The following is a 14,502-nucleotide window of genomic DNA, read 5'->3' as shown; positions in this document are numbered from 1 at the left end:
TTTACGGTCCCCGGGGACGCGACCGCCCTTTTATCTGCCGGAAGGTTCTACGGGACCATCCCACGCAATCCCGGTTTGCAGCCACCGGACTTTTTCGTACCTTTGCGCAACTATGATTCCATACACCAGAAAAACACTCCCCAACGGGCTGACCGTCGTGGTCAACCGCGACCGGGCGTCGAAACTCGCCGCCGTGAATATCCTCTACCGGGTCGGCGCGCGCAACGAAAACCCCGCACGCACGGGATTCGCCCACCTGTTCGAACACCTGATGTTCCGCGGAACGCGCGCCGTGGAGAATTTCGACCTTCCGGTGCAGATGGCTTCGGGCGACAACAACGCCTTCACTAACAACGACTACACGGATTTCTACATCACGCTCCCGAAGGACAACCTCGAAACGGCCCTCTGGCTCGAAAGCGACCGCATGGAGGGACTCGACATCACCCCCGCTAAGCTCGAAGCCGAGAAGAAGGTGGTGATCGAGGAGTTCCGCCAGCGATACCTCAACCAGCCCTACGGCGACCAGACGATGCTACTGCGGGCGCTCGCCTACAAGGTCCACCCCTACCGCTGGGCGGCCATCGGCCTGGCGACCGACCATATCGCCGGAGCCACGCTCGCGGACGTCGAGTCCTTCTACCGCGCCCACTACCGCCCGTCGAACGCCATTCTGTCGATCTCGGCCGACATGGAGGAGGAGTGGATGCTGGAGCTGGCCGAAAAGTGGTTCGCGCCGCTCGCCGACCACCCGTCCGAGACGGCCGCCATCCCGCAGGAACCCGTGCAGACACAGGCCCGCCGCCAGGAGGTCGAACGCGACGTGCCGGCCTCGACCGTCACCGTAGCCTATCACATGTGCGCACGCACCAAGCTCGATTTCTACACCGCCGACCTGGTTTCGGACCTGCTCTCGGGCGGCGACTCGGGACGCCTCTACACGCACCTCGTCAAAGAACGCAACCTGCTGTCGAGCGTCAACGCCTACATCACGGGCGACGTCGACCCGGGACTGTTCGTCTTCACGGGCCAGCTGCTCCCGGGCGTGACGCCTGAAGCGGCCGAAGCGGCTTTCCGCGAAGAGATCGAAGCCCTGCAAACGACCGTCGCGACCGCATACGAAATCGAAAAGGTCAAGAACAAATTCGAAGCCAACACGCTCTTCGGCGAACTGAACGTGATGAACAAGGCGATGAACCTCGGGTTCTACGAGATGCTGGGCGACCTCTCCCTGATCAACCGCGAGGTGGACCGCTACCGCGCCGTCACCGACGAGGACATCCGCTCGTTCAGCCGCCGCACGCTTCGGCCCGAAAACAGTTCCACACTCATTTACAACGCCAGGAAATGACACAACCCCGCATAACTCCCTCGCAGGTCGAGGTCGCCGAAGCCCGCCGCACGACGCTGCCCAACGGCATCGGACTCTACACGCTCGCCTCCGACGATTTCGAGGTGCTGCGCATTTCGTTCGTCTTCCGCGCCGGATCGGCCCTCCAGCAGGCGCCCTTCTCGGCGTCGGCCGCCGCCAACCTCCTCTCCGAAGGCTCACGCGACATGACGGCGCACCAGATCGCCGAACAACTCGACTACTACGGCTCGTGGTACGACGTGAACGTCGACCGCGACTACGCCTACATCAATTTCGCCACCCTCTCGAAATTCTTCGACCCGACGCTCGCCGTAGCGGAGCAGATCCTGCTCTGCCCCGCATTCCCCGAGGAGGAGCTGCGCACCTACGCCGCCAAACGCAGACAGCGGCTGGCGGTCGAGCGGGCGAAGATCGACGTGAAGGCCCGCGAGGCCTTCGCACGGGCGCTGTTCGGGGAGCGGCATCCTTACGGCGTCTCGTCGCACGAAGAGGCCTACGACAGCCTCACGCGCGACGACGTGGCGGGATTCTACCGCCGGTTCTACACCGCCGAAAACTGCTTCGTCGTGTGCAGCGGGCGCATCGGCGACCACGAGCTGAAGGCCGTGGCGGAGCTTGCCGGACGGATTCCCCGCGGCGCGGCCGAAGCGCCGCCCGCCTTCCCCGCGCCCGAGACCACGCATACGGCGTTCGTCGAGTACCCGGGGGCCGTGCAGTCGTCGCTGCGCATCGGCCGCCTGCTGTTCCCGCGCACGCATCCCGATTTTTTGGGCATGCAGGTCGTGGCGACGGCCCTGGGCGGCTATTTCGGCTCGCGCCTGATGCAGAACCTCCGCGAAGAGCACGGCTACACCTACGGCGTGGTCTCGGCGATGGTCAACTTCGAACGCGAAGGCTATTTCGCCATAGCGGCCCAGGTCGGCGCGGACGTGACGCAGGAGGCTCTGCGGGAGATTTACGCCGAGATCGAACGCCTCGGCGCGGAGCCGATGCCGGAAGCGGAACTGGAGCTGGTGAAAAACATGATGACGGGCGAGATGATGCGCATTCTCGACGGGCCGTTCGGCATCGCCGACGTGACGATCGAAAACATCCTCTGCGGCTGCGACAACACGGTGATCGGCAGCAACATACGCCGTATCCGGGAGATGACGCCCGCCGGGGTGCAGCAGCTGGCCCGGAAATACCTCTGCCGCGAAGACCTGGTGACGGTGGTCGCCGGGGCGGAAAAACCGGCCGGCATGTAACGGCAGGCCGGAGCAAAATGCGTTTTCGATTTTAGAGGAACAGATTTGTGCTTAAACGAAGAGCGGCACGGATGGGTAGTATCGAAATACGTCCCATTCGTGCCGCACGAATGCAAGTGCAAAGATGCCCTATAAAATCGAAAATCGCGAAACCCAATTCGTTAGCTCCACGAACTCGGCGACGCCCAGCTGCTCGGCGCGCCGGGTGAAGAAGGGGTGCTCGGCCCCGCCGAAATCGCCGAACACGGACTTCAGCGAGTTGCGGATCATCTTGCGCCGCTGGCCGAAGGAGGCTTTCACCACCTTCACGAACAGGGTTTCGTCGCAGCCGAGACGCTCCGTGGCGTTGCGGCGCAGGCGGATCACGGCGCTCTTGACCTTCGGAGGCGGGTTGAAAACCGTCTCGTTCACCGTAAAAAGGTATTCGATGTCGTACCACGCCTGCAGGAGCACCGACAGGATGCCGTACTCCTTCGAACCGGGAGGCTCGGCCAGCCGCACGGCGACCTCCTTCTGGATCATGCCCACGCACTCGGGAACGAGATCGCGGTTCTCCAGCACCTTGAAAAAAATCTGGGACGAGATGTTATAGGGGAAGTTGCCGATGATTTTCAGTCCTTCGGGAAAGCGTTCGCGCAGGTTCATCCCGAGGAAATCGCCCGCGACGAGCCGCGGCGCGAACTCCGGGTAGTGCGCGTGGAGGTATGCGACGCTCTCCGGGTCGATCTCGGCGCCCCAGGTCACGATGTCGCTGCGCCGCAGCAGGAACTGCGTCAGCACGCCCATGCCGCACCCCACTTCGAGCACCGTACACGGTCCGCCGGCCGCACTGCCGCCCGAAAGCGAATCGCAGATTTTGCGCGCGATATTCAGGTCGACCAGAAAATGCTGTCCCAGCGCCTTTTTTGCCCTTACTTCTCCCATAAACTTTACATTGTAGGCAGCAAAGATAAGAAAAAGCCGGCTCAAAACCGAATCGCCGGCGAATTGCAAAGCGCTCCGGCAAATAAAAGCGCCGCTGCGGCGCCAAAGACAGGAATTATCGCTACCTTTGGGTCCATACGACAAAAAGATGAAACGCCTCCTCCCCACCCTGCTCGGTCTCTGCTGCATCGCAGACGCTTCGGCACAACTCAAAGTCCAATCCGTCCTGCCGCACGGCGCCGCGCCGGAGAAAACCGCGCCGGCGGTATACGATTCGACGGCAAACATCCGCACGGGCGGCGACGCCGCCTATTACGAAAGCCTCGTCGGGCAACGCATCCTGTTCTATCCCCGGGACATTCACGCCGATCTCCGCCCGGCCGCCTACTTCAACTTCCTCGCGGAAACGCCCGCCGTCGTGCGCGTCGACACGGTGTGGCTGCGCAAACCCCGCAGAAAGGTCCGGCCCGAGGATTTCCGGATCGACACCCTTTACAGCGATACCTACCGTCCCCGGTTCTACAAAGACGAAACGACAGCCGCCTGCGGATGCACGACAATGGAGTCGCACGTTCTCGGACGGAACCTCTTTCCGACGGCTCCCGAAACGGGCTGGTTCACCCCGGCGGAAACCATCGAAGGAAAAACCTTCGAAATAATCGGTCTCAAGACACACAGAATCCAGGGAGAGGCGTTCCGGGTTTTCCGGCTCCGATCCGAAGAGGGAGAAACACTCTATTGGTATGCACATACGGGAAAAGACAAAACGAACCTGCGGGATGAATATTATCCGGTCGTCGTCGAAGGGCTGATCGAGAAGTACCGTGCGGCGTACGTCGGCAGGGAGTTCTTCCTCACGAAGCGCAAACCCGAAGCTCCGGGATATGTTTCCGGATACTTCGGATTGCAGGCCAAGACCATGCAGGGCGAAGAGAACCGGCTGAATTTCGGCACGGAGCTGAAGTGCCTCGACCTCCGGCTGATCGGCGACGGAACGGGTTACGCCGTGCCGTCGTTCGTATTCGAACGGAAAGAGGACAGCGTGCGGATTTACATCCCGCTTTGCCGCTACCCGACACCTTTCGGCGTCGAAGGATACACCCTCGGCAGCGACCGCGCCTTCATGGAAGAGCTGATCTTCACCCCGTCCGAAGAGGTATACGCCCAGCGCGCCGAGGAGGCCCGGAAGCGCGAAGAGGCCCGCCTGCAACAGGAAAAAGAGCAGAAGGAACGTAAGGCTGCGCTCTACCGGAAATACGGCAAGGCTACTGCCGAGCTGATCCTGGAGGGCAAAGTCCGGATCGGTATGACCCGGGAAATGTGCCGCGAGGCATGGGGGTCGCCCGAAGACATCAACACCATGTCGGGCAGTTGGGGCGTACACGAACAATGGGTCTACGGAACAAACAGCTACCTTTATTTCGAAAACGGAACGCTCGCCTCGATTCAGAACTGAACATGCGCCGGCCGCCGGACAATCTTGTCCGGCGGCCGGCGCATGCAGGGGGGGGGCTGATCGGACAGGACCGAAGATTCGGAGCGACGCTCCGAGCCGGGGTCAACGTCCAAACGACCGGACGAGCGATCCCGGACGAAAGAGCCGCACGGAACCTGCGGACCCCGGAAAACGATTCCGGCCGGGTCACGCACCCGGAACCGGCAAAACGACCGACATCCTCCGGTTACAGCCCCGGTCAGCGTTTCGAACGGCGGCTGCGCTTCTTTTCGAGCCGCTGCCGCTCGCGATTTTCCCGGGCCACGCGGCGCTGCGTCAGGCGGAACGTATAGAGCAGGCCCACGAACCCGATACCGAGCAGCGCAACCCAGAACCACACGGCGATGCCGCGCTCCATGAATTCGATGGCATAGATGACGCCCGCGACAGCCAGCACCATCAGTACGAGGCGCAGGAGCTGCATAAGATTGGTTTTCATGTCAATCCTTATTTTGGGTAACTTTCCTTTTCCGGTGCTGCAACGCGCCGACGGTCATCGCGGCGGATGCCAGGGCCATGATCACGGGAACGTACCAGATGTCCCCTCCGTCGGCGACGGCGACCCGCCAGGCCGAAACCAGGGTCCCTATGAAAAATACGACGGCCATGACGGCCTGAAAACGGTCTATCGCACGCATCGGTCAAGGAATTTTGTGCTTGTTCACCTCATCGAGGTGTCTGCATTTCTTTTTGTTGAACTCGTTATACACCATTCCGACTCCGGCCGCGACGAACAGCACGCCCACGACCAGATCGAACACATTCACGCAGTTGGAGCGCGTCACCCGCCAATAGACATTGGCCCCGAGCCACCCCAGCGCGCAGATCAGAAAAATCACGGCTAAAGTAAAAGTCTTCTTGTTCATAGGCGTCAAAATTAGGTTATATCGGTTAGTTACATCCTTGCCAGCGGCACCCGAAGGCCAACCCCGTTTCATCTGCTTTTTGATTCCGGAGGAACGGTTTCCGGGCTTCGGACCCGAGCAGGAGCTGCAAAAGCAGGACGGTCCCGGGCCGCAGACGAAGTGCGGAAAACACCCTGTAAAACCGAAAATCAGTTGCCCTGCTCGCACATAAACTTAATGCGCACCAGGCGTATCTCCTCCTCGGTATAATCGGCCCCCAGCTCCTCGATGGCCGCGTCGAGCGAGTCGCTCTCGGCGTCCTCCTTGAAGTAGAGGTAAATGTCCTCGATCTTGTCCTCGTCCATGAACTCCTTCAGATAGTAGGAAATATCGAGTTTCGTTCCGGCGTTGACGATGCCTTCGATCTCGGTCAGCAGTTCGTCGAAGTCGAGGTCCTTGGCGCGGGCGATGTCCTCGAAATCCATCTTGCGGTCGATCGACTGGATGATGAAGATCTTGTTGCCCGACTTGCTGGCCACGCCCTTGACGATCATGTCCTGCGGACGGATGATCTCCTTCTCCTCGACATAGGCCTTGATCAGGCGGATGAACTCCTCGCCGAACTTGCGCGCCTTGCCCACGCCGACGCCCGTGATGTTCTGCATCTCTTCGAACGTGATCGGGTACTGCACGGCCATGTCCTCCAGCGACGGGTCCTGGAAAATGACGAACGGCGGCAGCCCGTGCTGCTTGGCGACCTTCTTGCGCAGGTCCTTCAGCATCGAGAACAGCTCCTCGTCGGCCGCGCCGCCCTTGCCCATCGGAGCCACGGACTCGGACTCCTTCTCCTCCTCGTCGTAGTCGTGGTCGAGGGTCACGGTCACCGGGAACGGCAGGGCGATATAGCCCTCGCCCTTCTTGTTGACCGAAATCAGCCCGTAGTTTTCGATATTCTTGTCGATGAGGCCCAGTATCAAAGCCTGACGCAGCACCGCGCCCCAGAAACGGGCGTCGTGCTCGGCGCCCGCACCGAACCATTTCGACTTGTTGTGCCCGTAGCTCTTGATCAGGGCCGTGGTCTTGCCCACCAGAACGTTGACCAGATAGTCGGCCTTGAACTTGTCTCCGATGTCGCGCAGGGCTTCGAGCGCCATCTTGAGCGCAGCCCGGGCATCGACCTTCGGTTTGGGATTGCGGCAGTTGTCGCAGTTGCCGCAGTTGTCCTCGGTATAGTCCTCGCCGAAATAGTGCAGCAGCGTCTTGCGGCGGCACATCGAACTCTCGGCGTAGGAAACCGTCTCCAGCAGCAGCAGCTTGCCGATCTCCTGTTCGGCGATGGGCTTGCCCTGCATGAACTTCTCGAGTTTCTGAATGTCCTTGTAACTGTAAAAGGTCAGGCAGTAGCCCTCGCCGCCGTCGCGGCCGGCACGGCCCGTCTCCTGATAATAGCCTTCGAGCGACTTGGGAATGTCGTAGTGGATGACATAGCGCACGTCGGGTTTGTCGATGCCCATGCCGAAAGCGATCGTCGCCACGATCACCTCGACGCGCTCCATCAGGAAGTCGTCCTGATTGGCGGCGCGCGTCGACGCATCCATCCCGGCGTGGTAGGCCAGCGCCCGGATGCCGTTGGCCACGAGCAACTCGGTCAGCTCCTCGACCTTCTTGCGGCTCAGGCAGTAGATGATGCCGCTCTTGCCCTCGTTCTGCTTGATGAAACGGATGATGTCGTGGTCGACGTTGTGCTTGGGCCGGATTTCGTAGTAGAGGTTCGGGCGGTTGAACGACGATTTGAAGACCGAGGCGTCGGACATGCCCAGATTCTTCTGGATGTCGAGCTGCACCTTGGGCGTGGCCGTAGCCGTCAAGGCGATCAGCGGCGCCGAGCCGATCTCGTTGATGATCGGCCGGATGCGGCGGTACTCCGGGCGGAAGTCGTGTCCCCACTCCGAAATGCAGTGCGCCTCGTCGATGGCGTAGAACGAAACCTTTATCTTGCGCAGGAACGCCACGTTGTCCTCCTTGGTGAGCGACTCGGGTGCGAAATAGAGCAATTTGGTCTTGCCGTCGAGCACGTCCTGCCGAACCTGCGCCACGGCTGTCTTGTTGAGCGACGAATTCAGGAAATGCGCGATCCCCGACTCGGCCGAGAAGGTGCGCATGGCGTCGACCTGATTCTTCATCAGGGCGATCAGCGGCGATATGACGATCGCAACGCCGTCCATCAGCATGGCCGGCAACTGGTAGCACAAAGACTTGCCGCCGCCCGTGGGCATCAGCACGAAAGTATCCTTGCCTTCCAGCACATTGCGGATCACCGCTTCCTGGTTTCCCTTGAACGACGAAAAGCCGAAGTACTCCTTCAGCTTGTCATGCAGCAGGGAAGAATCAAATTGTTTCATTTCGCCGATAGTATGCTTTAAAAATCATAAAATTCAATGTAAAGATAAAAAACTTTTCGGAAAAAAGCATAACTTTGTAAAAAAATTATCGAAACGCAATGCGTCTTTACACCAGCGAGCTCGTCAAGAAATACAAGGCCCGGACCGTCGTCGACCACGTGTCGATCGACGTCAACCAGGGAGAGATCGTAGGCCTTCTGGGTCCCAACGGAGCCGGCAAGACCACGACCTTCTACATGATCGTGGGACTGATCAAGCCCAACGAAGGGCGCATTTTCCTCGAAAGCGACGAAGGCCAGGCCTCCGAACTGACGGACCTGCCCGTATACCGCCGCGCCCAGCTCGGCGTAGGCTATCTGGCGCAGGAGGCGTCGGTATTCCGCCGCCTGTCGGTGGAGGACAACATACGGGCCGTGCTGGAGATGACCTCCTTCTCGAAGGAGTACCAGAACGAACGTGTCGAAGCGCTGATCGAGGAGTTCCGACTGCAAAAGGTGCGCAAAAGCCTCGGCATACAGCTCTCGGGCGGCGAACGCCGCCGTACGGAGATCGCGCGCGCCGTGGCCATCAACCCGGCGTTCATCCTGCTGGACGAACCGTTCGCCGGCGTGGACCCGATCGCCGTGGAGGACATCCAGTCGATCGTGGCGACGCTCAAGCACAAGAACATCGGCGTGATCATCACCGACCACAACGTCGACGAGACGCTGGCCATCACCGACCGCACCTACCTGCTCTACGAGGGCAAGATCCTGAAAACGGGTACGGCCGAAGAGCTGGCCGCCGACCCGATGGTCCGCAAGGTCTACCTCGGGCAGCATTTCGAGCTGAAGAAGAGCCATCAGCTGACGCAGGAGATGAAAAACCGCAAGGGACAGGAGGTTAATGAGTAAATATGGATAAAACGGTTCCGCCGGGCCGCGTCAAAGGCACGCTGACGCCGCCCTGTTCGAAAAGCTATGCACAGCGTGCCCTCGCAGCGGCACTGCTCTCGGAGGAGGTTTCGGTGCTGCGCAACATCGAATTCTGCGACGACACGCGTTCCGCCCTGCAATGTATCGAGACGCTCGGCGCGCGGGTGCGCCGGGTCGATCCCACATCGCTCTCGATCGAAGGCGGACTGTCCCCGAAGGGCTGCGTGCTCAACGTCGGCGAATCGGGCCTCTCGACACGTCTTTTCACGCCCGTGGCATCGCTCTGCCCCACACCCGTCACCATCGAGGGGCGCGGCTCGCTGCTGCGCCGCCCGATGCAGATGATGTTCGAACCGCTCCGCCGGCTGGGCGTGCGGGTCCGCGACAACGGGGGATTCCTCCCCATCGAGGTCTGCGGCCCGATCCAGGGCGGAGAGGCCGAAGTCGACGGGTCGGTCTCGTCGCAGTTCATCACGGGGCTGCTGCTCGCGCTGCCGCTGGCCAGGCGCGACACCTCGCTGCACGTACGCGGAGCGGTCTCGACACCTTATTTAGATATGACTCTCGACACGGCCGCGCGCTTCGGCATCGAAATCAGCCAGCGCGACTACGAGGAGTTCTACATCCCCGGACGGCAGCGCTACCGTTCGACCTATTTCAGCATCGAGGGCGACTGGAGCGCCGCGGCGATGCTGCTGGTGGCGGGCGCCACGGCCGGAGAGGTCACCGTGCGCAACGTCTCGATGCTCTCGAAGCAGGCCGACACGGCCATCTGCACCGCGCTGGTGCGCGCAGGAGCCGCCGTGATCAACGAGGAGGATTCGGTGACGGCCCTGCACAGGCCGCTCCGGGCCTTCGAATTCGACGCCACGAACTGTCCCGACCTGTTCCCGGCGCTGGCCGCGCTGGCCGCCGCAGCCGACGGAGTGAGCGTCATCCGGGGAACCTCGCGCCTCGAATACAAGGAATGCAACCGCTCGGAGGCCATCCGCGAGGAGTATGCCAAACTGGGCATCGAGGTCGACACCTCGGAGGAGGATCTGATGAAAATACGCGGCGGAAAGGTCCGCGCGGCACGCACGCAGAGCCACGGCGACCACCGCATGGCCATGTCGCTGGCCGTCGCCGCCCTGCGCTCGGACGAAGCCGTGGAGATCGAGGGGGCCGAGAGCGTCGCCAAAAGCTATCCCGGGTTCTTCGGGGACCTGGAACATATTCGGGTCTAAAACACCAAACCGCCCATGAACCAATTCGGACACAATTTCCGGCTCGCCATCTGGGGCGAGTCGCACGGACACCAGATAGGCATTTCGCTGGACGGCGTCCCGGCGGGCATCCCGCTCTCGGAGGAGGACTTCGCCGAAGACCTCGCGCGACGCCGCAGCGGAGCGCCCGGCACGACGCCGAGGCGCGAACCCGACGTACCGCAGATCGTGTCGGGAGTCTACGACGGCTACACGACGGGCGCGCCGCTGACCATCGAATTCGCCAACACCAACACCCACTCGCAGGACTACTCGACCGTCATGCGCCACTACCGCCCCTCGCACGCCGACCTGGTGGCCTACCACAAATTCGCCGGATTCAACGATCCGCGCGGCGGCGGACACTTCTCGGCGCGCCTCACGGTGGCGCTGGTCGCCGCGGGCGTCGTGGCCAAAAAGATGCTGCCCGCAAGCATCCGCTTCGCGACCCGGCTGACCGAGATCGGCGGCTGCACCGACCCCGAACGTTTCAACGAGGTGCTGCATGCCGCGGCGGCCGACCGCGACTCGGTGGGCGGCATCGTCGAATGCCGCGTGCAGGGCGTGCCCCTCGGCCTGGGACAGCCCTTCTTCGACTCGGCCGAAAGCATGATCGCCCACCTGCTGTTCGCCGTCCCGGCGGTCAAGGGGGTCGAATTCGGCAGCGGATTCGCCGGAGCGCGTCTGCGCGGCTCGGAGAACAACGACTGCTTCACCGACTGCGACGGCACGACGGCGACCAACAACGCCGGGGGCATCAACGGAGGCATCACCAACGGCAACGAGATCGTGGTGCGCGCGGCGCTGAAACCCACGCCGAGCATCGGCCGCGAACAGATCACCTACAACCTGGCAACCAACAGGGTCGAACCGCTGGAAATCCACGGCCGCCACGACGTCTGCGTCGCCCTGCGCGGCGCGGTGGTCGTCGAAGCCGCCGTGGCCATCGCCCTGGCCAACTTCATCCGCCAATGACGCGCCGCGGGAGCATCGACGCGCTGGCCGCACGGCTCACGGGACTTTACGACGCACGCGAAGCCCGCAGCATCGCGCTGGCCGCCGTGGCGGAGCTTTCGGGGCTTTCGCCGTCGGCCCTGCTGACCGACCCGGAAGCGGAACTCGCCGTCGAAGGGCTGGAAGAGGCCGCAGCCCGTCTGGCTGCGGGCGAACCGTTGCAATACGTCGTCGGACACACGGAATTTTACGGCCGCCGCTTCGCCGTGCGCGAAGGGGTTCTGATCCCGCGGCCCGAAACCGAAGAGCTGGTCGACGCGATCCTGCACGGGGAGCGCGAAGCCCGGAGGCTGCTGGACGTAGGGACGGGCAGCGGCTGCATCGCGGCTTCGCTGGCTCTGGGGATGCCCGGGACGGAGGTCTTCGCCGCCGACATCTCGGACGACGCGCTGACCGTGGCGGCGGAGAATTTCCAACAACTCGGCGCGGCGGTCACGCTCCGCAAAGCCGATGCCCTGAACGGGCTGGAGGAGGCTTTTCCGGAGCGGTTCGACGCGATCGTATCGAATCCGCCCTACGTTCCCGAGAGCGACCGCGCGGCGATGCACCCCAACGTCCGCGACCACGAACCCGGCCTGGCGCTGTTCGTCCCCGACGACGACGCCATCCGTTTCTACCGCGCCATCGCCCGGGCGGGACGGCAGATGCTGACGCCCGGCGGACGTCTTTGGTTCGAGATTTACGAACGCGCCGCGGCGGAGATCGTCCGCATGCTCGGCGCCGAAGGATACACCGACACCGAGGTCCGCGAGGACCTCTTCGGAAAACCGCGCATGGTATGCACCCGGCTGAAATAAGGAAAAAACGCGACAAAACGCCCGACGAGGCGCTCGCGGCGCTGATGCGCCTCTGCGCCCGCGCCGAAAAGTCGGAGGGCGACGCCCGGCGGCTGATGCGCGGCTGGGGAGTGGCGGAAAAGGATGCCGAGCAGGTGCTCGGCCGGCTGGTGCGCGACCGCTTTATCGACGACAGCCGCTACGCCGAGGCCTTCGTGCGCGAAAAACTGCGGCTCAGCGGCTGGGGCGAGTACAAAATCCGCACGGCGCTCCAACGCAAGGGGGTTTCGAAGGAACGGATCGACGCGGCGCTGTCGCAGGCCGACCGTCCGGCAATGGGCGAGCGGCTCGCGCAGCAGCTCGAACGCAAGGCCCGGACGGTGAAATACACCTCGCAATACGAACTGAAAACCAAACTGATACGCTACGGGCTTTCGCTCGGGTACGACTACGAGGCCGTCATGGACGCAGCCTCGGCAATGGTCAGGGAGACGGACACATGCAACGATTTCTAATACTTTTTCTGCTTACGACGGCCTGCCTCGGGGCACAAGGCCAGCAACTCGACCCCAACGACTACATCTACCCCCTGCGGGAACTCAAACAACGGCTCTACTCGGCCAATTTCGGTGAAATCCGTCCCGGGCATTTCCATGCGGGCGTGGACATCAAGACCGACGCCGAGGAGGGTAAACCGGTCGTGGCCGCGGCCGACGGCTACGTTTCGCGCGTGGTATTGCAGGCGGGCGGCTACGGGCGCGCCGTCTACCTCACGCTCCGCAACGGCACGACGGTCGTCTACGGCCACCTCCGGCGTTTCCGCGACGACATCGAGCGGCACGTGCGCAGGGAGCGTTACGAACGCCGTTCGAACGGCGTGAACCTCTGGTTCGGTCCCGGAACCTGGCCCGTGAAGCAGGGCGACGTGGTGGCTTACTCGGGCGACAGCGGTTCGTCGGGCGGCCCGCACCTCCATTACGAAATCCGCGACACGGAGACCCAGCGGCTCTACAACCCCGTCCGCGAAGGAATCATCCGCCCCAGGGACGAATATCCGCCGCGCATCGTGCGCCTGCACTACGTCGAGGTCGACACCGTGCAGGGCGTGCCCGTGCGCAGCGTCCCGGAGAGTTACGCCGTGGTCCGCACGGCCGCAGGCCGTTACGCCCTGACGCACGACGGACCCGTCGGCGTAGGCCGCAGGGGCTATTTCGTGGCCGAAGTCACCGACCGCCGCAACGATGTCTGGAACACCTTCGGGGTATGGCGCGTCACAGCCTTCGCGGACGGCATCCCCTGCTTCGAATTCCGCATGGACAGCTTCACCTACGACATATCGCGTTGCAGCGATGCCGTGAGCTGTTACCCGATACAAATCAATTCGCGCAACGAGGCGATCCGCCTGGCCCAGCTGGAGGGCGCGCCCGACAGTTTCTACCCGACGATGGCGGAACGCGGGCTGATACGCACGGCGGAAGGGCAGGTGCGCCGCATCCGCATCGAGGCCGAGGACGACTGCGGCAATGTCTCGACGCTGGAATTCGCCGTCCGCGGACGCGCCGGGGAGTTCCGCGCCGAGGCCGACACCACGGCCGTGACGCTGCGGCCCGACCGGACTTCGGTCCTGCGCGTCGGACGCGAGGCGGAGGTCCGCATTCCCGAAGGGACGATTTACGAGCCGATCTTCGTCCGTCCCGGACTCGGAGAGGCCCCGCAGGCGGATTCGGGCGTCGTCGTGCTCTCGCCCGCCTACCGTTTCTTCGACCCCGCGACGCCCCTTTTCCGCGCCGTGGAGGTCACGCTCCGCGGCAGCGTGCCGCGCCCGCTGCAACTACGCGCCCAACTGGCCGTACGCACGCGCAGAGGCTCGCTGGCCTGCGTCGGAGGCGCATATGCCGACGGCGCGGTGACGGCTTCGGTGCGGACGGCCGGAGACCTGGCGATCGTAGCCGACACGCTGCCGCCCGCGATCCGTCCGCTCTTCGCCGAAGGCGCCGACCTCACCCGGGCCGAAGGGGTGCGGTTCCGCGCCGCGGACAACTTCTCGGGCATCGCCTCGTGGAGGCTGCACATCGACGGCAAATGGGTTCCCTGCGACCGTTTTCCGATGAAAGGAACGCTGGTTCATTTCTTCGACGCGCCGGCGCAGCGGCGCACCCACGCCGTGCGTCTTTCGGTCACCGACGGATGCGGAAACGCAACGCATTTCGAAGGAACATTTTACCGTTGACGAACGACGGTTTTGGAAAAAATTTCCTATATTTGCGGG

General features: G+C 62.8%; 14 protein-coding genes. 9 read left to right on the top strand and 5 right to left on the bottom strand.

The features are described from left to right. The first annotated feature begins 112 nt into the window (after positions 1-112). Positions 113-1,351: a M16 family metallopeptidase gene (locus NQ492_RS12175; protein ID WP_015546704.1), complete on the top strand. Its 1,239-nt coding sequence runs from the start codon at positions 113-115 to the stop codon at positions 1,349-1,351. Then, complete coding sequence (locus NQ492_RS12170) at positions 1,348-2,619, top strand: M16 family metallopeptidase (RefSeq protein ID WP_015546703.1); 1,272 nt, start codon at positions 1,348-1,350, stop codon at positions 2,617-2,619. Before NQ492_RS12175 ends, NQ492_RS12170 begins: the two co-directional genes overlap by 4 nt. A gap of 129 nt (positions 2,620-2,748) precedes the next feature. Here the strand turns inward: NQ492_RS12170 and rsmA are convergent, their stop codons facing one another. Beyond that, the gene (rsmA, locus tag NQ492_RS12165; RefSeq protein ID WP_022062201.1) at positions 2,749-3,543 is read right to left on the bottom strand and encodes a 16S rRNA (adenine(1518)-N(6)/adenine(1519)-N(6))-dimethyltransferase RsmA; all 795 of its coding nucleotides are present in this window, start codon (positions 3,541-3,543) and stop codon (positions 2,749-2,751) included. Positions 3,544-3,691: 148 nt separating this feature from the next. On the opposite strand from rsmA, the gene NQ492_RS12160 reads away from it, so the two are divergent. After that, entirely contained in the window at positions 3,692-4,999 is a 1,308-nt protein-coding gene (locus NQ492_RS12160; RefSeq protein WP_253091869.1) for a hypothetical protein, read from the top strand. A 238-nt stretch (positions 5,000-5,237) separates the two neighbouring features. On the opposite strand, the gene NQ492_RS12155 is transcribed toward NQ492_RS12160, so the two are convergent. The 4 genes from NQ492_RS12155 to recQ form a co-directional block, all read right to left on the bottom strand. After that, positions 5,238-5,477, bottom strand: a complete 240-nt coding sequence (locus NQ492_RS12155) for a hypothetical protein (protein WP_015546702.1) — start codon at positions 5,475-5,477, stop codon at positions 5,238-5,240. Position 5,478: 1 nt separating this feature from the next. Continuing rightward, positions 5,479-5,676, bottom strand: coding sequence for a hypothetical protein (locus NQ492_RS12150; protein ID WP_015546701.1), 198 nt, complete (start codon positions 5,674-5,676; stop codon positions 5,479-5,481). 3 nt (positions 5,677-5,679) lie between these two features. After that, on the bottom strand, positions 5,680-5,904 hold the full coding sequence (locus NQ492_RS12145; RefSeq protein ID WP_015546700.1) for a hypothetical protein: 225 nt from the start codon (positions 5,902-5,904) through the stop codon (positions 5,680-5,682). 188 nt (positions 5,905-6,092) lie between these two features. Continuing rightward, entirely contained in the window at positions 6,093-8,285 is a 2,193-nt protein-coding gene (recQ, locus tag NQ492_RS12140) for a DNA helicase RecQ (RefSeq protein ID WP_015546699.1), read from the bottom strand. 98 nt (positions 8,286-8,383) lie between these two features. Here recQ and lptB point away from each other — a divergent pair, with 98 nt between their 5' ends. From lptB to NQ492_RS12110, 6 genes are read left to right on the top strand one after another with little or no spacing between them, the layout of a single operon-like run. After that, entirely contained in the window at positions 8,384-9,178 is a 795-nt protein-coding gene (gene lptB, locus NQ492_RS12135) for an LPS export ABC transporter ATP-binding protein (protein WP_015546698.1), read from the top strand. A gap of 2 nt (positions 9,179-9,180) precedes the next feature. Further along, positions 9,181-10,425 (top strand): 3-phosphoshikimate 1-carboxyvinyltransferase, encoded by a 1,245-nt coding sequence (gene aroA / locus NQ492_RS12130; RefSeq protein WP_015546697.1) that lies wholly within the window; start codon positions 9,181-9,183, stop codon positions 10,423-10,425. Between the two features lie 15 nt (positions 10,426-10,440). Beyond that, on the top strand, positions 10,441-11,418 hold the full coding sequence (locus NQ492_RS12125) for a chorismate synthase (RefSeq protein ID WP_015546696.1): 978 nt from the start codon (positions 10,441-10,443) through the stop codon (positions 11,416-11,418). Then, complete coding sequence (gene prmC / locus NQ492_RS12120) at positions 11,415-12,254, top strand: peptide chain release factor N(5)-glutamine methyltransferase (protein WP_015546695.1); 840 nt, start codon at positions 11,415-11,417, stop codon at positions 12,252-12,254. Before NQ492_RS12125 ends, prmC begins: the two co-directional genes overlap by 4 nt. Further along, positions 12,236-12,748 (top strand): regulatory protein RecX, encoded by a 513-nt coding sequence (locus tag NQ492_RS12115; protein WP_015546694.1) that lies wholly within the window; start codon positions 12,236-12,238, stop codon positions 12,746-12,748. Before prmC ends, NQ492_RS12115 begins: the two co-directional genes overlap by 19 nt. Further along, positions 12,733-14,463: a M23 family metallopeptidase gene (locus NQ492_RS12110; RefSeq protein WP_015546693.1), complete on the top strand. Its 1,731-nt coding sequence runs from the start codon at positions 12,733-12,735 to the stop codon at positions 14,461-14,463. Before NQ492_RS12115 ends, NQ492_RS12110 begins: the two co-directional genes overlap by 16 nt. Positions 14,464-14,502: the final 39 nt, after the last annotated feature.

Source organism: Alistipes shahii WAL 8301 (genome assembly GCF_025145845.1).
GTDB classification, from domain to species: Bacteria; Bacteroidota; Bacteroidia; order Bacteroidales; family Rikenellaceae; genus Alistipes; species Alistipes shahii.
Note: the sequence above shows the minus strand (reverse complement) of the source record. Positions and strands in the feature narration are given on the sequence as shown.

Coding starts and splice junctions, on each gene's coding strand:
- NQ492_RS12115 (WP_015546694.1), top strand. CDS start 12,236: ATGCACCCGGCTGAAATAAGGAAAAAACGCGACAAAACGCCCGACGAG.
- NQ492_RS12175 (WP_015546704.1), top strand. CDS start 113: ATGATTCCATACACCAGAAAAACACTCCCCAACGGGCTGACCGTCGTG.
- lptB (WP_015546698.1), top strand. CDS start 8,384: ATGCGTCTTTACACCAGCGAGCTCGTCAAGAAATACAAGGCCCGGACC.
- NQ492_RS12155 (WP_015546702.1), bottom strand. CDS start 5,477: ATGAAAACCAATCTTATGCAGCTCCTGCGCCTCGTACTGATGGTGCTG.
- recQ (WP_015546699.1), bottom strand. CDS start 8,285: ATGAAACAATTTGATTCTTCCCTGCTGCATGACAAGCTGAAGGAGTAC.
- NQ492_RS12125 (WP_015546696.1), top strand. CDS start 10,441: ATGAACCAATTCGGACACAATTTCCGGCTCGCCATCTGGGGCGAGTCG.
- prmC (WP_015546695.1), top strand. CDS start 11,415: ATGACGCGCCGCGGGAGCATCGACGCGCTGGCCGCACGGCTCACGGGA.
- NQ492_RS12145 (WP_015546700.1), bottom strand. CDS start 5,904: ATGAACAAGAAGACTTTTACTTTAGCCGTGATTTTTCTGATCTGCGCG.
- NQ492_RS12150 (WP_015546701.1), bottom strand. CDS start 5,676: ATGCGTGCGATAGACCGTTTTCAGGCCGTCATGGCCGTCGTATTTTTC.
- rsmA (WP_022062201.1), bottom strand. CDS start 3,543: ATGGGAGAAGTAAGGGCAAAAAAGGCGCTGGGACAGCATTTTCTGGTC.
- aroA (WP_015546697.1), top strand. CDS start 9,181: ATGGATAAAACGGTTCCGCCGGGCCGCGTCAAAGGCACGCTGACGCCG.
- NQ492_RS12170 (WP_015546703.1), top strand. CDS start 1,348: ATGACACAACCCCGCATAACTCCCTCGCAGGTCGAGGTCGCCGAAGCC.
- NQ492_RS12160 (WP_253091869.1), top strand. CDS start 3,692: ATGAAACGCCTCCTCCCCACCCTGCTCGGTCTCTGCTGCATCGCAGAC.
- NQ492_RS12110 (WP_015546693.1), top strand. CDS start 12,733: ATGCAACGATTTCTAATACTTTTTCTGCTTACGACGGCCTGCCTCGGG.